We start from the raw sequence: 21,748 nt of genomic DNA, 5'->3' as shown, positions 1-21,748 counted from the left end.
AATGATCGATTGGCTACCTACTCGTCATGAACACCTTTTTCCATTGCTTTCCAAGCTAGTGTTGCACATTTAATACGGGCTGGAAATTTTGTTACTCCTTGCAATGCTTCAATATCTTCTAAATCAAATTCTTCTGTATCAACATCTTCGCCAAGCATCATCTGTGAAAATAACTCAGACATTTTCATTGCTTGATCTATTTTTTTTCCTTTAACTGCTTGAGTCATCATCGATGCCGATGACATGCTGATTGAACATCCTTCACCCTCGAATTTTGCATCTGTAACAATACCATCGTCAATTTTAAGCTGTAATTGAATACGATCGCCACATGTAGGGTTATTCATATCAACTGTCAGAGCGTCACCTTCGACAAATCCGCGGTTTCTTGGGTGCTTATAGTGATCCATGATTACTTGTCTATATAGTGTATCGAGGTTATTAAAAGACATCACCAAAATACTCCTTTGTTTTAACAAGTCCGGAAACTAACTTGTCAATATCTTCTTCGTTGTTATATAAATAAAAGCTAGCACGTGCTGTTGCTGTTACTTCTAACCATCGCATTAATGGTTGTGCACAATGATGGCCTGCACGTACTGCTATACCTTCCGCATCAAGTGCTGTCGCTGTATCATGTGGATGTACATCATTTAAATTAAATGTAACAAGCCCTGCACGTTCTTCTGGACCATAAATGGTAATTCCATCAATCGTACGCAATTGATCAAGTGCATAGCGAGCTAATTTATGTTCATGTTCAATGATGTTGTCCATTCCTACTTCATTTAGGAAGTCAATCGCAGCGCCTAATCCAATAGCACCTGCAATAATTGGAGTCCCGCCTTCAAACTTCCAAGGCAGCTCCTTCCATGTGGAGTCCTGTAAATGAACAAAATCAATCATTTCTCCACCAAATTCAACAGGTTCCATCTTTTCTAAAAATTCACGCTTACCATACAAAACACCAATTCCAGTTGGTCCTCCCATTTTATGACCCGAAAACGCATAGAAATCACAATCCAAATCGATTACATCAATCGCCATGTGTGGTGCACCTTGCGCACCGTCAACAAGCATTACTGCCCCATTTTGGTGAGCAATTTCTGCGACTTCTTTAATTGGATTGATCGTTCCAAGGACATTGGAAACATGCATAACTGAAACAATCTTTGTATTACTAGTAATTGTATCACGTACAGCGTCAAGTGCAATAGTACCATCTTCTTCAAGTGGTATATATTTTAAAATTGCACCAGTAGCTTTTGCGGCTTGTTGCCAAGGAATGATATTACTGTGATGCTCCATCGGCGTAATAACAATTTCATCGCCTTCTTTTAAATTCTGGCGAGCATAGCTAGTTGCCACTGTATTTATTGCTGTAGTCGTACCACGTGTGAAAATAACTTCGGCTGTACTAGAAGCATTGATGAAGCGTCTAACCTTTTCGCGTGCTCCTTCATATTTTTCAGTAGCACGTGTACCAAGAGTGTGAACGCCACGATGCACATTCGAGTTATCGAAGCGATAATAAGTATCGATCGCTTCGATAACTGGTAATGGTTTTTGTGATGTTGCTGATGAGTCAAGATAAACTAATGGATGTCCGTTAACTTCCTGGTCAAGAATAGGGAACATTTGCCGAATGGCTTTTACATCCATCAGTAAACCTTCCTTTCAATAACTTGGGTCAGCTGCTTTTTAACTGACTCGATTGGAAGTTGGTTAACAACTGGCGCCAAGAAACCATGAATAATCAAGCGTTCAGCCTCTTGTTGTGTAATACCACGACTCATCAAGTAGTATAATTGAACAGGATCAACACGACCAACTGATGCAGCGTGACCTGCTGTAACATCATCTTCATCAATTAACAAGATTGGATTAGCATCCCCACGCGATTTTTCACTTAACATTAATACACGTGATTCTTGCTCAGCGTTAGATTTAGAAGCACCATGTTCGATTTTACCAATTCCATTAAAAATCGCAGTAGCGCTATCTTTCATTACTCCGTGCTGTAAAATATAACCTTCAGACTCTTTACCAAAGTGAACGATTTTTGCAGTAAAGTTTTGTGTTTGTTTTCCACGACCGACTGTTACTGTTTTCGCGTTTGATTCAGAATTATCACCAACTAAGTGTGTAATATTTTCTGAAACAGTGTTTCCATCGTTCATTTGCCCTAATGCCCAGTCAATTTTCGCGTCACGATAGGCAACGCCACGGCGGTTAACATAGGTAGTAGTTCCCTCTGCAAAGTTGTCAACTGCACCAAAAGAAATTCTAGCATTATTATGTGCAATAACTTCTGTAACGATATTCGCTACGGTTTCCTGCTCATGGTTAGATGAAATATAGTTCTCAACATAGGTTAGTGAACTATTATCGTCTGCAACAACTAGCACATGGTTAAACAGCGCAACTTCAGGATCTTCCTGCCAGAAAATAGTTTGTAATGGTACATCTAGTTCAACATTTTTTGGTACATAAACAAAGATACCACCATTCATCAAAGCTGCATGTAACGCTGTTAAACGGTGCTCATCAACTGACACAGCATCTTTCATGTAATAGCGTTTCACTAAATCCTCATGTTCTTTCAACGCTGTAAAGATATCGGTAAAAATAACGCCTTTTTCTTTAAGCTCAGCATTTAGTGATGCGTATGCTACAGAATGATTACGTTGAATAATAAGATTTTCCGATCCCTTTTCAATAAAGTCTTTAATTTCTACTGGCAGATTTTCAAGTGATGAAAGCTCTTCGCCTTTTGCAGAGTGCTTAAAGTTACTGAAATTCCATTTACCAATTCTGGTTTTGTCAGGCTTCGGCATTTCAAGCGACGCAGCTTGATCAAGAGCGTGAAGGCGTAGTGATTTCATCCATTCTGGTTCATTTCTATCTTTTGAAAACTGATTGATATATTCTTGATCATATGGCAGTTTTGTGTCCACAGTCATATTATCCCTCCTAACTTCTACGCTTTTTGCCCTACAGTTTCGTCTTCAATACCTAATTCTTCTTTAATCCACTCGTATCCTTCTGCTTCTAATCGTTTAGCAAGCTCAGGTCCGCCGGATTTAACGACACGGCCTTGCATCATGATATGAACATGATCTGGCGTAATATAATTCAATAGACGTTGGTAGTGTGTAATAATCAAGCAACCGAAATTTTCATCGCGCAACTTATTAATTCCTTTTGATACTACTTTCAATGCATCAATATCAAGTCCTGAGTCAATTTCATCTAAAATTGCAATTTCAGGCTTAATCATCATAAGCTGAAGAATTTCATTACGCTTCTTTTCCCCACCGGAGAAACCTGTATTTAAATAACGTTGCGCCATATTTTTATCAATTTCAAGATAATCAAGTGTACTATCCATTTCTTTAATGAATTTCATTAAAGAAATTTCATCACCTTCCGCGCGACGAGCGTTTACAGATGAACGCAAGAAGTCAGAAGTTGTTACTCCACTAATCTCACTTGGATATTGCATACCTAAGAAAAGTCCTGCGCGAGCGCGTTCATCTACTTCCATTTCAAGAACATCTTCGCCATCTAAAAGGACGCTTCCTTCTGTTATTTCATATTTAGGATGCCCCATGATTGCAGATGCAAGTGTCGACTTTCCTGTACCATTTGGTCCCATAACTGCATGGAACTCGCCACCTTTTATCGTAAGGTTTACCCCTTTCAATATTTCACTATCTTCAATCGATACACGAAGATTTTTTATTTCTAGTGTTGATCCTGCCATGTCGATACCTCCAATTACTGTTATATGCTATTTATCAAATGAACAATTATATCCATTCTCAATTTATTCTCATTACAATCTTAAATCATTTCCAATTTATTTTCAACTCTTTTAAATCAAGTACTGGCGTATTCTATCCTTTAAAAAGTACGAGTTTCTTCTATATTAATATGTAAAAAGAAAAATGCTGATGATGTGAATCTCTTCACATCACCAACATAGACATACGTTCTATTTTATTTGTGTAATTGATTATCTAGTTCAGCTACCATGTGTTTACATTTTTCATATTCATGTTGACGTTTTTTTTCAACTGCAATTTGATTCTCTAACTTGCGTCCGTACTCTGCATAGCCCATATTGTGTGACTGTTGCATCGCTTTCTCCATTTCAGGAGTGTGTTTCATTCGTATCCCACTATAAATAGTGAATCATCCTTTCGAATTAAGTACAATAATAAGGTTAACACAATTATAGTACCCTTACAAAACGCAAATAAACGTAGGATAACGATTCAGATTGAATATTTCCCCCTGAAATGAAGTTAGCGATCTTTTCTTATTTTATTTAACTAATTGCTTCCATTTACTTTACAATACTCCGAATTTACTTTTTCCCATCAACTGGAACAATTGCTCCATCAAATTCTTCTAAGATAAAGTTTTGAATTTCGTCAGAGTGCAATACATCAACTAAGGTATTTAATGCTTCATTATCTTTATTTTCCTTCTGAACCGCAACTACATTCACATATGGCGATTCTTCACCCTCTAGGATCAAAGCATCCTCCATTGGATTTAACTCTGCGCCAATTGCATAATTTGTATTAATTGCGACTAATGCATTTTCTTCAGTCTGATACATATCAGGTAAAAGCGCTGCGTCAATATCTGATGAGAATTGTAAGTTTTTAGGATTTTCAACAATATCATCAACTGTTGCTTCAACTTTATCAACATCTTCCGCTAGCTTAATTAACCCCTCTTTTTCTAACAAGGATAGAATACGTCCATGATCAGCAACCGAACGGCTCATGATTACTTCCGTGCCTTTTGATATATCGTCTACACTTTCAATTGTTTTGGAATAAATTCCAATTGGTTCAATATGAATTCCACCAAGATGCGTAAAATTATAACCCAATTCTTCTTTTTGCTGATTCAAGTATGGAATATGTTGGAAGTAATTTGCATCTAAATCACCACTAGCTAAGTCTTGGTTAGGTAAAACATAGTCTTGATACTCTTCAATGTTTAACGTAATACCTTTTTCTTTAAGAATTGGCTTTGCTTCTTCTAAGATTTGAGCGTGAGGGACACTAGATGCACCTACAGTTATTTCTGAGTCATTGTTACCACTAGTATCGTCATTACCTCCACATGCAGCTAACGCCAATAATACGAGAACTGAAACAAACGCTAAAATTTTCTTCATAATATTCTCCCCTTATCTTTTATCTAATTTGTTGGAAATGAAGTCTCCAATGAACTGAAAAATAAATACAATAATGACAATCAATATGGTACAAACTAACACAACATCAAAATCATGTCGTTGGAAACCGTAAAAATAAGCGTAGTTTCCGAGTCCACCCGCACCAATGACGCCAGCCATCGCAGTATAACCAATTAAAGCAATTGCCGTAACCGTCAGGCCAGAAATAAGTGCCGGCATGGATTCAGGCAATAGTACCCGAAAAATAATCGTGCGTGTTTTGGCCCCCATTGACTTCGCGGCTTCAACAACTCCTTTATCAACCTCTCTCAAAGCTATTTCAACTAACCTACCGTAAAACGGTGCGGATCCTATAATTAATGCTGGTAACGCTGCGTTTGGACCGCGTATCGTACCAATTAAAAAGTCGGTAAAAGGAAATAATAGCAAAATTAAAATGATAAACGGAATAGCCCGAAAAACATTAACAATGGCTGCTACAATCATGTTCAAAAATTTGTTTTCCCATATCCCATTTTTCGTTGTCAGATATAAAAGTAAGCCTAGCAAGATTCCTAAAATAAATGTTCCAATCAAAGCTAAAATGGTCATATAAAATGTTTCATAAGTGGCTATCCAAAAATCCTGTACATCTAGATTAGGAAACAATTTAGTTAACATCGCGAATCACCTCTACTTCCACGGAAGTATCGTCTGTCACAAAACGTACCGATTCATCTAGTTCTGTTTTTTCTCCAATCATTTGGACAAATATTGTTCCATAAGCTCCGCGCTGTGTTTGGGTGATTTTCCCTTGTAAAATATTAATGTCAACCTCATATTTTTTTGCCAAGTGACTGATTAAAGCCTGATTGGTCGTTTCACCGATAAAGTGAAGGCGAACAATCTTTCCTTGATCATAACTTTGAACAAGCTGATCTATACTTTCATTTTCATCTTCTGTACCCATAACTTGCTCTACGAATTTCCTTGTAACCTGCTGCTGTGGTCTTAAGAAAATATCTAGAACATCTCCTTGTTCAACAATTTTTCCATTTTCCATAACAGCCACCTGATTACAGATCTTTCGAATCACATGCATTTCATGGGTAATTAAAATAATGGTTAAACCGAGCTTTTCATTAATATCGACTAATAAATCGAGTATTGAGTTTGTTGTCTCTGGATCAAGTGCGGATGTCGCTTCATCGCAAAGTAATACTTTTGGATTATTGGCTAATGCCCGTGCGATACCAACCCGTTGCTTTTGCCCACCGCTTAGTTGGGAAGGATAGGCGGTTTCCCTGCCTGTTAATCCAACTAAACGAATAAGCTCTGTAACCCGCTCATCGCGTTCATTTTTTGGAACGCCAGCAATTTCTAAAGGAAACGTAATATTATCCCTCACCGTTCTTGACCATAGGAGATTAAAATGCTGAAAAATCATTCCAATTTCCTGTCTGGCTAAGCGTAATTGCTTGGTATTAAGAGAAGTGATTTCCTGTTGGTCAATTACAATACGACCACCAGATGGCTCCTCCAAACGGTTTAATAACCGGACAAAGGTACTTTTTCCAGCACCACTGTACCCGATGACACCAAATATTTCACCTTCTTTTATTGTTAACGACAAATCATCAACCGCATGGATTGTCGATTTATTCGTTATAAATTGTTTACGTAAACCTTCAATCGAAATCATAAAAAACCTCCTAAATAAGAAAAGCGAAAGCGCCTTGAAAGACACGACAAGCATAAGCAGAGCGGTGCAGTGTGGGTGCTTTGCTCGCGCGGAAGCGAACTGCTTATGTCCCCTAGTGTCTAGGCGCTGGAGCTAGACAAATAAAAACAAAAGCACTAGCCATAAAACGAGAAGTAGCTAATTTTGTTGATTAGTATTCCACAGCTCTTCCATTTTATAGTCTGTAAAAAATAAAAAACGTCTTTTCTGTGAAAGAACAGAAAGACGTAATAATTTAAGTCTTTACGTTCTCCCATCTGCCAAAGCAATCGCTTCGCAGGAGTTAGCACCTTTCAAACAATAAATCGTTTGAAGGTTGCCGCGGTTTCATAGGGCCAGCCCCTCCACCGCTCTAGATAAGAGAGTAAAATTATTTAATGGTATAAAAAGTTACAAATCAAATCGTACCACCAGATTAGACACCTGTCAACAAAAAATTAAGTTGCGAACAGCTTCGGCTCATACTTCATCAAATAAGTATAGATATTGGGTATCGATTGGAATGCATAAACTTTTTCTTTGATTACATTGTTATCCTTAATAAGAAGACATGGAACACTTTCAACTTGTGCTTCTTGCATGAATTCAGGGTATAAAGATGCATTCATCTCCAAAAAAATATTCTCTTTATGGACCGATTCGATTTTGTGTAACATCGTTTTTGCCAAATGACAGGTCCCACAAAAAGGTGTATAAATGTATAAAAAGTAATGATCTTGCTTTAGTTGTTCATCTGTTATTGGTTGCAATACTATCACCTTACACTTTAAGAGGTTGTCAAAAAGTCACCAAATGATAAACGGCGAATTTCTTCGTTGCTCAGTTTTTCCGGTCCTCACGTATTAAAAGCATACGCTCCGGTCCTCAAAATCTTCGCGGCCTGAACTTGACGCACAGGACGTGCTAATGTCGACTTTGCAACAGGACGTTGCGTTCTTTGTCGACCTTGTTTCTAATTTGCCGCCTTTTTGAACACACACTTTAATTTAAATCAAAAATATTGGATTAACATTAATTCGCTTGCTTACTAATGCTGTAGCAAGTGCAGATTCTGGAGTTGTTGCTACTTCACGAAATTCACTACTCACATGAATATGTTCAGCATGCGGAAGCTCACGGGTTAGTTGTTTTCTAAGTTTCATTCCAGCATTGTCTTCATCTGCAAGAATATAAACTTCTTTATTGTCCAAATCATAGGTGTCTAAAAGCTCATCAAAACGAGCCACACCAAACGTTCCATTTGTACAAATAATCGTAACTGGTTCCGTGATTATTTTTTCAATTTGTTTTTTATCTGTTAACCCTTCAACAATAATAACTTTGTCAGGTTCAGGTGTAATCATGACATATCACTCCTCATGAAATCAAGCAAATTAACTTCTATACACTAATCATATGATGTGAATAAGGCTGACTATACATCCCTTTTTAAAAGGTGCAAGTCAGCCTAAAATAAGTTCTATTTAATAAAGTGAAACTTCATTCAGTTTCTTTCTCGCTATATGCTAGTTGAATCAATCAAGGTTTTACTGCTCGTCAAACTATATTAAATTAACTTTCACTAATTACTTCTTCATATTTTTCAGAAGATAATAATTCATCTAGTTCTGATTCACTTGATAGCTCAACGACAACCATCCATGCTTTTTCATAAGGAGATTCGTTAACGAATTCTGGGCTATCTTCAAGATCTTCATTAACTTCAACAACTTTCCCACTAACAGGAGCATATAATTCAGAAACCGTTTTAACTGACTCAACACTACCAAATGGCTCATCCGCTTCAATTTCGTCTCCAACCTCTGGAAGTTCAACAAATACGATATCACCTAACTCGGATTGCGCGAATTCTGTAATACCAATACGTACCTTACCATCTTCTTTTTTTACCCACTCATGTTCCTCTGAATATAATAAGTCTTTTGGTAAACTCATTTAAATCCCTCCATTAATTAGTTCTATTATTTTTTCCATGTATGATTAAAGATTTCTTCTTTAAATCCGACTGTGACCGTTTCACCATCTGTTGTTAATGGACGTTTAATTAGCATACCATCAGACGCTAGAATTCTTGCCATCTCTTCATTTGAAGCATTCACAATTTTTTCTTTAATATTTTTCTCGCGATAGCTTTTCCCACTTGTATTAAAAAACTTTTTTGCAGGAAGCTCACTTTTGTTCATCATGTCTAAAATTGCTTGTTCAGATGGGGTTTCTTCAACAATATGTATACTAGTATAATCGATATTGTTATCATCTAGCCATTTTTTTGCTTTTTTACACGTGCCACAATTAGGATACCAATAAAATGTTAAAGCCACAAGCATTCCTCCAACCAATTCAACTAACTACATATTTTATTATAGCAAATTTGTGCATATATGGTCGATGAAAACGCTAAGTGTTACATTATATTTTTTAGCAGTAAAAAAAGTATATCCATATTTCTTTCTGCATCAGTGCAACTAAGGCATTCGCCCAAAGACTTGGTTAATGCCAAGTCTTCTAATAAAAACACATGTGATATGTTCAGTCAAAAGAATATAGATTATAGAAAGTGTTTATAATTGGTGGTATACTGAAAATACTGTAAACTATATTGCGGGAGGGGGAATCACTATGGGGTATAAATACAAAAATAATAATTACAAATCTAGTAAGGATCTAATGAAGGAAAGTGGTCTCACCTATGATGATTATGCATCCATTGATGATGGAAATTATTATGAATTAGCGGGAGGTAAGTTAGAGATGATGAGTCCGGCCCCATCGGTAAATCATCAGCTGGTCGTATATGAGATACAAAAGAACATTGCTCGAAGCTGCGAGTCTGACTACCTTATTTTATTTGCGCCTGTCGATGTCATTTTATCTAATACCGAAGTTCGGCAACCTGATCTTGTTCTCGTAAATCGCAAACGTTTGGATATTTTAAGTAATCGAGGTATAGAAGGAGCTCCCGATCTTGTTGTAGAAATCCTTTCTCCTTCAACACTAAAACGGGATAAGATTGATAAATTAAAGTCTTATGCAAAGTCCCAAATTCCTGAATATTGGATCGTGGAACCGGTTAGTGGAATTTTAGAAGAATACATTCTCCACACGGAACATTATGAACTTTTCAACGTATTTCAGAACAATGAACAAGTAACTTCTCCACAAATTCCTTGTATTTCTTTTACCATGTCTGAAGTTATGAACAATATTCCTACTATTAAAGATCATGATATAGAGTAAAAGTATCCTCATTTATAACTACGAATCATAGTTTATCGCCAAGCCTTAATTGCACTTATGCAGTAAGAAGGGATTTCTTAACTGCTAAAAAAAGCTGCAATCAAAAGACTGCAGCTTTTCCATGGCAAACTTATACTACATAACGCTCTTCTTTAATAATTGTTGCCGCAATCTCGCGTTTCTTCGCAATAACATTTGTTGGTGTATGACGCGTTAATTTGCGTAATGATGAAAGCATCATTTTTAAATTGTCACCTGACTCAATTGCAATTAACGTTTCCTTTGCATCTGCTTCAACACGATTAAATGCTTCTTGAACATATACATGTGTATATAGAAGCTTTTGTTTATTTTTCTCTTCACCAGTTTTGTTAATCGCTTTTTCCGTACGAAGAATTGCTGCTTCCATGTTGTACACTTCTGCTGTCATATCGGCCAGGTTTACTAGAATTTCTTGCTCATTTTCAAGTTTCTTCTTATATGTTTGTGCAGCTAGACCTGCTCCAAGCAGTACCATTTTCTTTGCGTTTCTTAACAGGTACTTTTCTTGTTCTAATATTTCTGTACCAACTTCTTCTGGCATCATCATCATCATTAATTCTTCTTGTAAACTTTGTGCTTTTTGAAGTAATGGTAATTCGCCCTTCATTGCTTTTTTCAATAATGTACCAGGTACGATTAGACGGTTAATTTCGTTTGTGCCTTCAAAGATACGGTTAATACGTGAATCACGATACATGCGCGCAACTTCATATTCTTCCATGAAACCATATCCACCGTGAAGTTGTACGGCTTCATCGGCAACATAATCCAGACATTCTGTAGCAGTGAATTTGTTTATGGAACACTCAATTTGGTATTCGGCAATGGCACGTGCTACCTCTCGGCCATCTTTTAATTGTTCATCAGTCAATGCGCCCATACGTTGTTCAAATAATCCTACTGTACGGTAAACAGCGCTTTCATTTGCATAGGTTCTTGCTGCCATCGTTGCTAACTTTTCTTGAGTTAGACTGAAGCTCGAAATTGATGTACCAAACTGTTTGCGTTCGTTCACGTATTTTGTAGCGACTTCAATCCCGCGTTTTGAACCACCGACACCACCGATAGCTAATTTGTATCGACCTACATTAAGAATGTTGAATGCGATAACGTGCCCACGACCTTTTTCACCTAGAAGGTTTCCAACAGGCACTTCAGCATCTTCTAATATCAATGTACGTGTTGACGAACTTTTGATTCCCATTTTATCTTCCTCACTACCAGTAGAAACACCAGGGAATTCGCGCTCTACAATAAACGCAGTAAAATGTTCGCTATCAATTTTTGCATATACAACGAATACGTCAGCAAATGCAGAGTTTGTGATCCACTGTTTTTCGCCATTTAAAATATAATGTGTACCAGCTTCATTTAGCTTCGCAGTCGTTTTTGCGCCTAATGCATCAGATCCTGAGGAAGGCTCAGTTAATGCATAGGCTGCTAAAAGTTCACCTGTTGCTAGTTTCGGTAAATATTTTTCTTTTTGCTCATCGTTTCCAAAAAATACGATTGGAAGTGATCCAATCCCAACGTGTGCACCATGTGTCACAGAGAATCCGCCGACACGTGAAAATTTTTCTGTAATAAGTGATGAACTAATTTTATCTAATGCTAATCCGCCATATTCTTCAGGTACATCAGCACCTAGTAATCCAAGTTCACCTGCTTTTTTCAATAGTTCTACGGAATAGTTAAACTCATGATTTTCTAGGTTTGGTACTTTTGGTAAAACCTCTCCATTTACAAAGTCTTCCGTAGTTTTAGCAATCATCTTATGCTCATCTGTAAAATCCTCTGGTGTAATGACATCATCAAAAGATAGGTCTTCTACTAAGAAAGCGCCACCTTTAAAAATTCTTTCCTTTGTTTCACTCATGTCAAACGTCCCCTTTTAATGGAATAAGTTTATAGTAATTCAAATACACCTGCAGCACCCATACCGCCACCAATACACATGGTTACAACTCCGTATTGTACGTTACGGCGTTTCATTTCATGAATAAGACTTAGGGTTAATTTCGTTCCTGTACAGCCTAATGGATGACCAAGTGCAATCGCACCACCATTTACATTGACTTTATTTATATCTAAATCAAGTCCTTGAATAACGCGTACAGATTGAGCCGCAAAAGCTTCATTTAATTCAAATAATCCGATATCAGAAAGCTGAAGCCCAGCAATCTTCAATGCTTTGGGTACCGCTTCGATTGGACCAACACCCATGATTTCTGGTTCAACTCCAGCAACTGCAAAGGAACGGAATTTAACGAGTGGTGTTAATCCTTCTGCCTCTGCCTTATCCCGATCCATTACTAGAACAGACGCTGCACCATCGCTCATTTGCGATGAGTTTCCTGCCGTAACTGATCCTTTTACATTAAATGCTGGACGTAGCTTGGCTAATACATCCATTGTTGTTCCAGCACGAACTCCTTCATCCATTTCAAACATGGACGATTTTTCTTCAATTTTATTATTTTTTCCAATCACACGCTCAGTCACTTCAACAGGTACAATCTCATCATTAAATTTACCCGCTTGAATTGCCTTAGCAGCATTTTCATGACTTCGAACGGCAAAAGCATCCTGATCCGCACGCGAGATAGTAAAACGATTTGCCACCTCTTCAGCTGTATGCCCCATTGACATGTAATAGCCTGGTGCATCTTGGACAAGCTTTGTGTTCGGCTTAATCACGTGACCACCCATTGGAACTAAACTCATTGATTCAGCACCACCAGCAATGACTGAATCACTTGCTCCAACCATGATCTTTTCTGCTGCATATGCGATACTTTGCAAGCCTGATGAACAGAACCTGTTAATCGTAACGCCTGGTACGGTATGTTTTAATCCAGCAAGGCCTACAATATTACGACCCATGTTCGCACCCTGTTCCGCTTCTGGCATGGCACAACCGATAATGACATCATCAATATTTCCAGCATAATTTCCAGCACGTTTTAATGTTTCCTTGATCGTTAACGCTGCTAAGTCGTCTGGTCTTGTATTTGCAAGTGTCCCTTTTTTCGCTCTGCCTACAGGGGTTCTAGCACCTGCAACAATTACTGCTTCCTTCACATTACTTCCCCCTCTTCAATTAGTTACGTAACGGTTTTCCTTTTACTAACATGTGTTGCATACGTTCCTGGGTTTTACGTTCACCAATTAGGCTTAAGAATGCCTCGCGTTCTAAATCTAGTAATACTTGCTCATCGACGAGGGTGCCTTCTTTAATACGACCACCAGATAACATATATGCTAGTTTTTCAGCAATTTTCACGTCGTGTTCTGACGCAAAGCCACTTGAATGTAACGATTTTGCCCCCATTAACATTGCTGCGTATCCAGAATCCCCTACTACTGGTACTTTTTCACGCATAAGTGCTTGATAGCCGGCACTAGCTAATGCTAATACCTTTTGTTTTGCGTCATGTAATAAATGATCTGGATTAACACTGATCCCATCTTGATTATTTAAAAATCCATTTTCATGGGCTTCAGCTGCTGATGTTGATACTTTAGCAGTAGCTACTTTTTCGAATACATCATTTGCTACTTTAGATAAATCGAGATCTACACCTTTTGGTAGATTACGAAGCTGCTTTAGGTAAAGCTCTTTCGTTCCGCCGCCACCAGGAATTAATCCAACGCCAAATTCAACAAGACCCATATATGTTTCTGCAGATGCTTGAAGTGCACTTGCTGGTAATGAAAATTCAGCACCACCACCCAATGTCATATTAAAAGGTGCAGTAACTACTGGTTTATTCGAATATTTAATGTTCATGGCAGCATCTTGGAATTGTTTGACGACCATATCTAATTCAAAGAAATTATCATCTTGTGCTTCCATTAACATCATGGCAAGGTTTGCGCCAACACAAAAGTTCTTCCCTTGGTTACCGATTACAAGACCTTGATAGTTTTTATCTACTTCTTCTAGTGCAAAATTAATCATTTGAATAATATCGGGACCTATTGCATTACTTTGTGAATGGAATTCAAGTCCAGCAACACCATCCCCTAAATCTATTAAACTAGCCCCATTATTTTTCTTAATTACACCATTTACGCTTTTTAATTGTTTTAGGTTGATTTCTTTTTTATTAAACGTTTGTTGTTTATATTCACCGTTATCATAGTAATAAATCGTACCATTTTCTGTTTTGTAAAAGGATTCATTACCATCCTCTAATAGCTTAAGCACCCATTTAGGAACTGTTTCTCCTTCTTCTTGCATACGCTCAACTGATTTACGAAGTCCAATCGAGTCCCACATTTCAAATGGTCCGAGTTCCCAGCCAAAGCCCCAACGCATCGCTTGATCAATCGACACAATATCGTCTGCAATTTCATTAAGTAACGCAGCAGAATAGACTAAAGCAGGTTTTGAAATGTTCCAAACCAAATCCCCAGCCTTGTCACCTTTAGCAGATATAAGCGCTTTCAATTTGCGGCGAGATCCTTTTTCCTGTTTTGCCATTTCGGTTGCAGCGGTTTTTAACTTTTTGCGATCCTCGTATTCTAGTGTTTCAGGATTCAACTCGTAAATAGTACTACCTTTTTCTCCTTTTTTCTTGACGAAAAATCCTTGGCCACTTTTTGATCCTAACCAGCCATTTCCTTGCATTTTCAAAATAAATTCTGGTACATTAAATACTTCTTTTTCTTTTCCTTCAACCTGGTCATGTACATTTTTTGCTACATGGATGAAGGTATCGAGCCCTACTACATCCAGCGTTCGGAATGTAGCACTTTTCGGACGTCCAATCATTGGACCAGTTACCGAATCAACTTCCCCCACACTATATCCACCTTTTAGCATTTCCTGCACCGTTACAAGCAGTCCATACGTACCGATTCGGTTTGCGATAAAATTTGGCGTATCTTTTGCTTCGACAACACCTTTTCCTAGTACATTTTCACCGAACGTTTTCATAAATGCCAAGACGTCTGGATCTGTATCTTTTGTAGGAATTACCTCAAGCAATTTCAGGTAACGAGCTGGGTTGAAAAAATGTGTGCCAAGAAAATGCTTCCGAAAGTCCTCTGAGCAATCTGCAGCCATATCTTCTACTGAAATTCCTGATGTATTAGAACTTACAATCGTGCCTTCCGTGCGGTATTTATCTACATTTGCAAATACCTTTTTCTTAATAGCTAAATTTTCCACGACGACCTCAATAATCCAGTCAACATCGTTTAACTTATCCATATCATCATCCATGTTACCAATCTCGATTAAGTCAAGACTACTTTTCGATGTGATTGGTGATGGTTTTTGTTTTAAAAGTGCTTTTTTGCTTTGTGCTGCAATACGGTTTCGAACAGCACGATCTTCTATGGTTAAGCCCTTCTTCTCTTCACTATTTGTTAATTCGCGCGGTACAATATCGAGCATAATTGTTGGTATACCTACATTAGCCAAGTGGGCAGCAATTCCAGACCCCATCACACCAGAGCCAAGTACGGCAGCACGCTTGATTGTTTGCTTCATGTTATATCCCCCTATCTTCATTTGAATGAATACTCATTCATTTTTAATGCTAAAAAATAAAAGATAGTTACCTATCCATCTATTATCCACTATATATTAAATTCTGACATTTCGCAATCACTATTGTTAAAATTTTCGAGTTTAATTTTGAAATTGTGTAGTGAAAAGGGCCCTTTTTTAGGACCCTCATGTACAATTATTTTTTGAATACACCCTTTAAAACAAACATTACGTTTGCTGGTCGTTCAGCTAGACGGCGCATGTTATAAGCAAACCAATCATCACCATATGGTACATAGACACGCATCTTGTACCCTTCCTTCATTAATCGCTCCTGCAAATCTTTACGTATTCCAAATAGCATTTGGAATTCAAATTGATCACGCGATAAACTAAGTTCGTTCTCTAGTTGCTTCACATATTCTATAATTGCCTCATCATGTGTTGCGATTGCAGTATAATTACCATTTTCCAGGTTCTTTTTAATGATTTTTTTATAATTTTCATCAACGTCTTTTTTCACTGGGTAAGCTACTTCTGGTGATTCTTTATATGCCCCTTTAACAAGGCGTAGATATGGATCATACTCATTCAGCTCTGTAATATCATCTTCTGTTTCATATAAGTATGCTTGGAGAACTGTTCCAAGATTCTCGTAATCTTTCTTTAATTCCATAAAAATATCTAAGGTTCTTCTATGATTAACATAATCTTCCATATCTATTGTCACAGTCACGTTATGCTTTTTGCCGGCGTCAAGGATACTGCGCATATTTTCCATTACAAGTTCCTCTGAAACATCGAGTCCCATTGAGGTCAATTTTAATGAAACCTGAGAGTCTAAATTTTGTTCGTCAATTACTACAATTGCATGTATACACTCTTCAGCATTTTCTCTCGCTTCTTTTTCATTATCAATAAACTCACCTAAATGATCAATAGTTACTACATAACCATTGTCATTAATTTCCCTTATCTTCTTTGCAGCATGGTCAATATCAACGCCAGCTACGAAACGTGAGGCTCCAAATTTAAAGCCATATTTCTTTGCAAGTTTTGTAAGCGTTTTATTTTTTGACAGAAATAAAAAGAAGTTACGCATAAGTTGTTCCACGTCTATTACCCCCAATAAATCTTTCTTACTGTAATTTACTACAGTTTCTATAGTTTATCATTTTTTTATAAAAAGGAGTATATATTTCGACAAAGAAAATATATTCTTGTATTGCAAGATAAAAGCTGGTTTCCGTTAACCGGATACCAGCTCACTATTTAAACGTAGGCTGTTTTCGTATAGTTTGTTGCCTATACCACCGAAGTTGATATAAAATGCGACGTAACTAAAAATCATGTTTGGTGCCCTGCGACCGCTGCGGAAAAACACTACGCTTTCCGCGGGCTCGCGATGAGCCTCCTCGATCGCAAAGACCGCTCACTGCGGGGTCTCATCGTCTTCGCTGTTCCCGCAGGAGTCTCCGTGTTTTTCCTTCGCTAGGGTTGAGCTCCTCCTAAAATTCATAACATTCATCTCTTCACTCTTTAGTGATTGGAGCGGAGGGCAGTCGACTCCTGCGGGAGGATAGGCATAGGTGAGACCCCGCAGTGCGTAGCACGAGGAGGCTCACCAGCCGCCCGCGGAAATCACGTTGCTGTTACTTCGCAGTAATGGATTTTGTGCCAAAAACAACAATCTTTTTAGAAAACGGCCTAAACGTAAGACCCCATTGAATGAAGTTCACTTTATGCTACTACATCATAGCCTTGTTCTTCAATTGCTTCACGCATCTCAGCAATTGTAACTTCTGCATCATCATACGAAACATCCACTTTTCCTGCGCTTAAATGTACTTCTACACCTTTCACACCTTCTAATTTTTCTAATGAGCCTTTTACTGCTTTTTCACAATGACCACAAGTCATTCCGCGAACTGCTAAAGTTGTTTGCATGAAACATCCCTCTTTCCAATTTTTTAGTTTTACTCGCTTTAATCAAAGCGAATTAGTAACAACACTTACAGAGCTGTTGAATCTATAATCAACCATTGCTGCTATTTTACCTTTTTGTTGTATTACTATCAGTTTATCCGCTTTTTGCTCTGGTAAAACCTGTGCAATAACTTGATCTATTCTCCCTTATCACTTAGAAAATTGCTTCATAACATTTATTAATTCATCAATTGCTTCGTTTCCTTCACCTGAATGAACGGCGTGACTTACACAATGTTTCATATGTCGCTCTGTTATAGAAAAGCCAACCTTTTTCAACGCGGCATTAATAGCGCTAATCTGTACAAGAACATCTACACAATATCGATCTTCTTCCACCATCTTTTGGATACCACGTACTTGTCCTTCAATACGTTTTAAACGATTAACTACTGCCTGCTTCTCATCATTTGTTCTTGGTGTCACAGCTTTCTTATCCATTTATTTCACTTCCTTTTGTTTATAATTTACCGCTAAAACCCTCTGCCTCTTTTCTATCTATTTCCTTCTATTATAATTTGTAGTAGCAAAATCATGAACAATTCGAAAACAATAAATCGTAATCATTACTGTTTACAAATCGTAATCATTACGGTATGATATTTTGAGTAATCAAGTTAGAGGGGGAAACGTCTTTGAAAAAGTATAGCACTTTTCTATTATTATTAGTATTAGTATCATTTGTAATAGCTGGTTGTAGTCCTACAACGTCATCTGAAGCAAATAAGGAAAATGGTATGACAATTTATACATCGATTTATCCCATTCAATATGCCACCGAACGTATTGGCGGGGATACAGTAAATGTGGAGTCTGTTTATCCGCCTGGTGTTGATGCACATACGTACGAACCTACTTCAAAAGAAATGACGGATATTGCAACAAGCGATGCATTTATCTACTTAGGTGCAGGAATGGAAGGTTTTGCAGAAACTGCTGCAGATGCGTTAAAATCCGAAGATGTGGCATTAATTGAACTTGGTACGCATGAGGAGCTTTTCCATACGGACGAAGACGAAATGGAAGAAGATCATGCTGATGAAAATGCACATGAACATGAACATAATGAACATAGTCACGGCGATCATAATCCGCACATTTGGTTAGACCCAGCACGAATGATTGATATGGCTGGTATAATTAAAGGCAAATTAATCGAGTTGAATCCGGATGAAAAAGAGGCATATATTAAGAATTTTGAATCACTAAAGAAAGATTTACTCGCTTTAGATAAAAGTTTTCGAGAAACATTACAATCGAAAGAAAATAAAAAAATTCTTGTATCGCACGCAGCATACGGCTATTGGGAAGAACGTTATGGTATTGAACAAATTGCTATTAGTGGCGTAACATCAAGTGACGAACCTTCGCAAAAAGAACTCACCCAAATAATTGACAAAGCAAAAAAACTTAATTTAGGGTATGTCATTTTTGAGCAAAATGGTTCTGATCGTGTTTCCAAAATCATTCAAGAACAAATTGGTGCAGAAGCCCTTCGCATTCATAATCTTTCAGTTTTAACAGAAGAGGACATAAAAAGTGATAAGGATTATTTGACCTTGATGAAGCACAACCTAGAAGTGTTAGATAAAGCGACTAAATAAGGAAGCTGGTGTATAAATGACTGATTCCATTGTTTCAATGAAAGACGTAGATTATGCATATGAAAATAAAGCCGTTTTAACCAATATAAACTTTGAAATACCTCAAGGAGCGTTCATGGGGTTAATAGGCCCAAATGGTGGTGGTAAGACCACGTTAATAAAACTAATACTAGGTATAATAAAACCTGATGCAGGATCGATTTCTTTATTTCAAGAACCAATAGGTAAATTTAAAGCTTGGAATCATATTGGGTTTGTTTCCCAAAAATCCAATTCATTTAATAAAGGTTTCCCTGCTACTGTGTTTGAAGTGGTATCGATGGGATTAACAGCACAGGTTGGTTATTTAAAGTTTTTCAAAAAACAAGATAAAGTGAAAATTTTACAAGCTATCGAACAAGTTGGTATGAGTGAATATGCCTACCAGAATATTGGTAATCTGTCAGGGGGGCAACAGCAGCGTGTTTTTATAGCACGATCTCTTGTCAATGATCCGAATTTACTCATTTTAGATGAACCAACAGTTGGAGTAGATAATGAAAATGTACAGCGTTTTTACGATTTATTACACCAATTAAATCAACAGCGTAATATCACGTTGTTACTTGTTACACATGATACTGGCATAATGACTGAACATGCCACAGATATCGTTTGCCTAAACAACACTATGCATTTCCATGGGGACAAAGAGGAATATTCATCGTTAACAGATCGTGACCTTTCTCATTTTTATGGTCATCCGGTTAACGTGGTGACACATGATCATTAATACGGAGGAACTTTTATGCTAGCAGATATTATCGAATACGAATTTTTAAGAAATACATTTTTAACTGGACTTTTAATTGGCATAATTGCTCCATTGCTTGGTACATTCATTGTGGTCAGACGATTATCACTTATTGCAGATGCCCTTTCCCATGTTACATTAGCTGGAATTGCATTTGGTTTGTTATTAGAAAAAAAATTCGCGACTACGATTATTACGCCACTTTATGGTGGAATGATTTTTTCAGTGCTAGGATCGATTTTAATTGAAAAACTAAGAGGGGTTTACAAAGCCTATCAGGAATTGGCAATCCCCATCATACTATCAGGCGGGGTAGGATTAAGTGTCATTTTCATATCTTTGGCAGATGGATTTAATACAGAACTATTCAATTACCTATTTGGATCAGTGTCAGCTGTGAGTCAAAAAGACTTTTTATCGATTTTAGGTGTATCACTATTTGTTATCCTTATTATCGTTTTATTTTATAAAGAATTAGTTACTTTATCATTTGATGAAGAACATGCAAGTGTTTCTGGCATACATGCAAAGCGCATTCATCTTCTTTTCATTGTACTTACCGCATTAGTTATTGCCGCTTCTATACGTATCGTAGGGGTTTTGCTTGTTTCAGCTTTAATGACATTGCCAGTAGCAGCAAGTATGCGCTTAGCGAGAGGGTTTAAACAAACCATTATTTTATCTGTTGTGTTTGGTGAGTTAGCTGTTATTCTAGGATTATTATCTGGTTATTATTTCAGCATACCCCCAGGCGGAACGATTGTGCTTGTTTCTATTATTATTTTACTCATTTCAATTGGAATAAAGAAATTTTTTAAAAAGAAAGTGGTGGATTAGTATGAAACTAGAAGACGCAATAAAGAAGTTTAAGGAACATGGCTATAAATCAACAGCTAAACGCGAAGATATTTTAACTTATTTTACAGAGGCCGATGGCTATCGTACAGCAAAGGATCTAATCAACTACCTGGAGCCAACTTACGCGGGTATTAGCTTTGATACGGTCTATCGTAATTTACATCTATTTAATCAGGTCGGAATTCTAGAAACGACGGAACTTGATGGGGAAAAACATTTCCGGATTTCATGTACCCATCATCATCACCACCACTTTATTTGTAAAGATTGTGGAAAAACGAAAGAGATAGACGTTTGCCCGATGCATGAAGTAGAAAACACGCTTCGGAACTATCTAATCGAAGGACATAAGTTTGAAATATACGGGCTTTGTCCAGCCTGCATGAGCGCATGAGGGTAGATTCGTTAAATTCCCAGAACATGTATGTAGCTGTAGGTATAGGTGGCATGATTGGCGCAGTTTGTCGATATGGTGTCTCTTATTTCATCCCACCTGAAAATGGTTTCCCCTATGCGACCTTAACAGCAAATTTAATCGGATGCTTCCTTTTAAGCTTTTTGTTAAATCAGTCTGTGCTTAAGCAAAAGCTCTCGCCCGAGCTTTTCTTAGCCCTATGTACAGGCGTGGTTGGTTCATTTACAACTTTCTCGACATTTATGGTGGAAACCGTGTTATTATTCGAATCAAATCTTATATTAGCGATAGGTTACGTCAGTATTAGTATCCTTGGTGGTCTGCTATTTTGCTTTTTTGGATACCGACTAGCCACTAGAAAGCGTGTCTGAT

Annotated in this window: 24 protein-coding genes and 1 riboswitch; of the genes, 6 read left to right on the top strand and 18 right to left on the bottom strand. The window is 37.5% G+C overall.

Features of this window, described 5'->3' with window-relative positions; translation table 11 throughout:
* Window positions 1–17: 17 nt before the first annotated feature.
* From sufU to CFK40_RS07290, 12 genes are all read right to left on the bottom strand, one after another.
* Entirely contained in the window at window positions 18–452 is a 435-nt protein-coding gene (sufU, locus tag CFK40_RS07340) for a Fe-S cluster assembly sulfur transfer protein SufU (RefSeq protein WP_089531692.1), read from the bottom strand.
* Complete coding sequence (locus tag CFK40_RS07335) at window positions 442–1,662, bottom strand: cysteine desulfurase (protein WP_089531691.1); 1,221 nt, start codon at window positions 1,660–1,662, stop codon at window positions 442–444. The genes sufU and CFK40_RS07335 overlap by 11 nt, the downstream gene beginning before the upstream one ends.
* Window positions 1,662–2,963, bottom strand: coding sequence for a Fe-S cluster assembly protein SufD (gene sufD / locus CFK40_RS07330; protein ID WP_089531690.1), 1,302 nt, complete (start codon window positions 2,961–2,963; stop codon window positions 1,662–1,664). Before sufD ends, CFK40_RS07335 begins: the two co-directional genes overlap by 1 nt.
* Before the next feature lie 17 nt (window positions 2,964–2,980).
* Window positions 2,981–3,766, bottom strand: coding sequence for a Fe-S cluster assembly ATPase SufC (gene sufC, locus CFK40_RS07325; RefSeq protein WP_089531689.1), 786 nt, complete (start codon window positions 3,764–3,766; stop codon window positions 2,981–2,983).
* Between the two features lie 236 nt (window positions 3,767–4,002).
* Window positions 4,003–4,173, bottom strand: a complete 171-nt coding sequence (locus CFK40_RS21085; protein WP_168927221.1) for a YuzK family famiily protein — start codon at window positions 4,171–4,173, stop codon at window positions 4,003–4,005.
* Window positions 4,174–4,372: 199 nt separating this feature from the next.
* A complete protein-coding gene (locus CFK40_RS07320) occupies window positions 4,373–5,200 on the bottom strand; it encodes a MetQ/NlpA family ABC transporter substrate-binding protein (protein ID WP_089531688.1) in 828 nt (275 codons plus the stop codon).
* 12 nt (window positions 5,201–5,212) lie between these two features.
* Window positions 5,213–5,881 carry a methionine ABC transporter permease gene (locus tag CFK40_RS07315; RefSeq protein WP_089531687.1) on the bottom strand — a complete coding sequence of 223 codons (669 nt, stop codon included), beginning with the start codon at window positions 5,879–5,881 and terminating at the stop codon, window positions 5,213–5,215.
* Window positions 5,871–6,902, bottom strand: coding sequence for a methionine ABC transporter ATP-binding protein (locus tag CFK40_RS07310; RefSeq protein WP_089531686.1), 1,032 nt, complete (start codon window positions 6,900–6,902; stop codon window positions 5,871–5,873). The genes CFK40_RS07315 and CFK40_RS07310 overlap by 11 nt, the downstream gene beginning before the upstream one ends.
* A 289-nt stretch (window positions 6,903–7,191) precedes the next feature.
* A riboswitch (SAM riboswitch) is annotated at window positions 7,192–7,304 on the bottom strand.
* Window positions 7,305–7,378: 74 nt separating this feature from the next.
* The gene (locus CFK40_RS07305; RefSeq protein ID WP_089531685.1) at window positions 7,379–7,690 is read right to left on the bottom strand and encodes a thioredoxin family protein; all 312 of its coding nucleotides are present in this window, start codon (window positions 7,688–7,690) and stop codon (window positions 7,379–7,381) included.
* A gap of 237 nt (window positions 7,691–7,927) precedes the next feature.
* A complete protein-coding gene (locus CFK40_RS07300; protein ID WP_089531684.1) occupies window positions 7,928–8,284 on the bottom strand; it encodes a toprim domain-containing protein in 357 nt (118 codons plus the stop codon).
* Window positions 8,285–8,492: 208 nt separating this feature from the next.
* Window positions 8,493–8,876 (bottom strand): glycine cleavage system protein GcvH, encoded by a 384-nt coding sequence (gene gcvH, locus CFK40_RS07295; protein WP_089531683.1) that lies wholly within the window; start codon window positions 8,874–8,876, stop codon window positions 8,493–8,495.
* Window positions 8,877–8,902: 26 nt separating this feature from the next.
* On the bottom strand, window positions 8,903–9,262 hold the full coding sequence (locus CFK40_RS07290) for an arsenate reductase family protein (protein WP_089531682.1): 360 nt from the start codon (window positions 9,260–9,262) through the stop codon (window positions 8,903–8,905).
* A 298-nt stretch (window positions 9,263–9,560) separates the two neighbouring features.
* Here CFK40_RS07290 and CFK40_RS07285 point away from each other — a divergent pair, with 298 nt between their 5' ends.
* Complete coding sequence (locus CFK40_RS07285) at window positions 9,561–10,178, top strand: Uma2 family endonuclease (protein WP_089531681.1); 618 nt, start codon at window positions 9,561–9,563, stop codon at window positions 10,176–10,178.
* 130 nt (window positions 10,179–10,308) lie between these two features.
* Here the strand turns inward: CFK40_RS07285 and CFK40_RS07280 are convergent, their stop codons facing one another.
* The 6 genes from CFK40_RS07280 to CFK40_RS07255 all read right to left on the bottom strand — a co-directional run bounded on the left by CFK40_RS07280 (window position 10,309) and on the right by CFK40_RS07255 (window position 18,147).
* Window positions 10,309–12,096: an acyl-CoA dehydrogenase FadE gene (locus CFK40_RS07280; protein ID WP_089531680.1), complete on the bottom strand. Its 1,788-nt coding sequence runs from the start codon at window positions 12,094–12,096 to the stop codon at window positions 10,309–10,311.
* Between the two features lie 29 nt (window positions 12,097–12,125).
* A complete protein-coding gene (locus CFK40_RS07275; RefSeq protein ID WP_089531679.1) occupies window positions 12,126–13,301 on the bottom strand; it encodes an acetyl-CoA C-acetyltransferase in 1,176 nt (391 codons plus the stop codon).
* A 19-nt stretch (window positions 13,302–13,320) separates the two neighbouring features.
* Window positions 13,321–15,720, bottom strand: coding sequence for a 3-hydroxyacyl-CoA dehydrogenase/enoyl-CoA hydratase family protein (locus tag CFK40_RS07270; protein ID WP_089531678.1), 2,400 nt, complete (start codon window positions 15,718–15,720; stop codon window positions 13,321–13,323).
* Window positions 15,721–15,916: 196 nt separating this feature from the next.
* On the bottom strand, window positions 15,917–16,834 hold the full coding sequence (locus CFK40_RS07265; RefSeq protein WP_089531677.1) for a proline dehydrogenase family protein: 918 nt from the start codon (window positions 16,832–16,834) through the stop codon (window positions 15,917–15,919).
* Between the two features lie 626 nt (window positions 16,835–17,460).
* Complete coding sequence (gene copZ, locus CFK40_RS07260; protein ID WP_089531676.1) at window positions 17,461–17,667, bottom strand: copper chaperone CopZ; 207 nt, start codon at window positions 17,665–17,667, stop codon at window positions 17,461–17,463.
* A gap of 189 nt (window positions 17,668–17,856) precedes the next feature.
* Window positions 17,857–18,147, bottom strand: a complete 291-nt coding sequence (locus tag CFK40_RS07255; protein ID WP_089531675.1) for a metal-sensitive transcriptional regulator — start codon at window positions 18,145–18,147, stop codon at window positions 17,857–17,859.
* 194 nt (window positions 18,148–18,341) lie between these two features.
* On the opposite strand from CFK40_RS07255, the gene CFK40_RS07250 reads away from it, so the two are divergent.
* From CFK40_RS07250 to crcB, 5 genes are read left to right on the top strand one after another with little or no spacing between them, the layout of a single operon-like run.
* Window positions 18,342–19,310, top strand: coding sequence for a metal ABC transporter solute-binding protein, Zn/Mn family (locus tag CFK40_RS07250; RefSeq protein WP_227001890.1), 969 nt, complete (start codon window positions 18,342–18,344; stop codon window positions 19,308–19,310).
* Between the two features lie 16 nt (window positions 19,311–19,326).
* On the top strand, window positions 19,327–20,082 hold the full coding sequence (locus CFK40_RS07245; RefSeq protein ID WP_089531674.1) for a metal ABC transporter ATP-binding protein: 756 nt from the start codon (window positions 19,327–19,329) through the stop codon (window positions 20,080–20,082).
* Between the two features lie 15 nt (window positions 20,083–20,097).
* Window positions 20,098–20,940 carry a metal ABC transporter permease gene (locus CFK40_RS07240; RefSeq protein WP_089531673.1) on the top strand — a complete coding sequence of 281 codons (843 nt, stop codon included), beginning with the start codon at window positions 20,098–20,100 and terminating at the stop codon, window positions 20,938–20,940.
* 1 nt (window position 20,941) lies between these two features.
* Window positions 20,942–21,355 (top strand): Fur family transcriptional regulator, encoded by a 414-nt coding sequence (locus tag CFK40_RS07235; RefSeq protein ID WP_089531672.1) that lies wholly within the window; start codon window positions 20,942–20,944, stop codon window positions 21,353–21,355.
* Window positions 21,352–21,747 (top strand): fluoride efflux transporter CrcB, encoded by a 396-nt coding sequence (gene crcB, locus CFK40_RS07230; RefSeq protein WP_319418034.1) that lies wholly within the window; start codon window positions 21,352–21,354, stop codon window positions 21,745–21,747. Before CFK40_RS07235 ends, crcB begins: the two co-directional genes overlap by 4 nt.
* Window position 21,748 lies beyond the last annotated feature (1 nt).

Source organism: Virgibacillus necropolis, assembly GCF_002224365.1.
Taxonomy (GTDB): Bacteria; Bacillota; Bacilli; order Bacillales; family Amphibacillaceae; genus Virgibacillus_F; species Virgibacillus_F necropolis.
This window is presented reverse-complemented; position numbering and strand designations above follow the sequence as displayed.

Bases quoted from the DNA above. Each gene is read 5' to 3' on its own strand.
- sufU (WP_089531692.1), bottom strand. From the start codon at position 452: ATGTCTTTTAATAACCTCGATACACTATATAGACAAGTAATCATGGAT.
- copZ (WP_089531676.1), bottom strand. From the start codon at position 17,667: ATGCAAACAACTTTAGCAGTTCGCGGAATGACTTGTGGTCATTGTGAA.
- CFK40_RS07310 (WP_089531686.1), bottom strand. From the start codon at position 6,902: ATGATTTCGATTGAAGGTTTACGTAAACAATTTATAACGAATAAATCG.
- CFK40_RS07335 (WP_089531691.1), bottom strand. From the start codon at position 1,662: ATGGATGTAAAAGCCATTCGGCAAATGTTCCCTATTCTTGACCAGGAA.
- CFK40_RS07245 (WP_089531674.1), top strand. From the start codon at position 19,327: ATGACTGATTCCATTGTTTCAATGAAAGACGTAGATTATGCATATGAA.
- CFK40_RS07240 (WP_089531673.1), top strand. From the start codon at position 20,098: ATGCTAGCAGATATTATCGAATACGAATTTTTAAGAAATACATTTTTA.
- CFK40_RS07235 (WP_089531672.1), top strand. From the start codon at position 20,942: ATGAAACTAGAAGACGCAATAAAGAAGTTTAAGGAACATGGCTATAAA.
- CFK40_RS21085 (WP_168927221.1), bottom strand. From the start codon at position 4,173: ATGAAACACACTCCTGAAATGGAGAAAGCGATGCAACAGTCACACAAT.
- sufC (WP_089531689.1), bottom strand. From the start codon at position 3,766: ATGGCAGGATCAACACTAGAAATAAAAAATCTTCGTGTATCGATTGAA.
- CFK40_RS07315 (WP_089531687.1), bottom strand. From the start codon at position 5,881: ATGTTAACTAAATTGTTTCCTAATCTAGATGTACAGGATTTTTGGATA.
- gcvH (WP_089531683.1), bottom strand. From the start codon at position 8,876: ATGAGTTTACCAAAAGACTTATTATATTCAGAGGAACATGAGTGGGTA.
- CFK40_RS07255 (WP_089531675.1), bottom strand. From the start codon at position 18,147: ATGGATAAGAAAGCTGTGACACCAAGAACAAATGATGAGAAGCAGGCA.
- crcB (WP_319418034.1), top strand. From the start codon at position 21,352: ATGAGGGTAGATTCGTTAAATTCCCAGAACATGTATGTAGCTGTAGGT.
- CFK40_RS07270 (WP_089531678.1), bottom strand. From the start codon at position 15,720: ATGAAGCAAACAATCAAGCGTGCTGCCGTACTTGGCTCTGGTGTGATG.
- CFK40_RS07285 (WP_089531681.1), top strand. From the start codon at position 9,561: ATGGGGTATAAATACAAAAATAATAATTACAAATCTAGTAAGGATCTA.
- CFK40_RS07300 (WP_089531684.1), bottom strand. From the start codon at position 8,284: ATGATTACACCTGAACCTGACAAAGTTATTATTGTTGAAGGGTTAACA.
- CFK40_RS07280 (WP_089531680.1), bottom strand. From the start codon at position 12,096: ATGAGTGAAACAAAGGAAAGAATTTTTAAAGGTGGCGCTTTCTTAGTA.
- CFK40_RS07320 (WP_089531688.1), bottom strand. From the start codon at position 5,200: ATGAAGAAAATTTTAGCGTTTGTTTCAGTTCTCGTATTATTGGCGTTA.
- sufD (WP_089531690.1), bottom strand. From the start codon at position 2,963: ATGACTGTGGACACAAAACTGCCATATGATCAAGAATATATCAATCAG.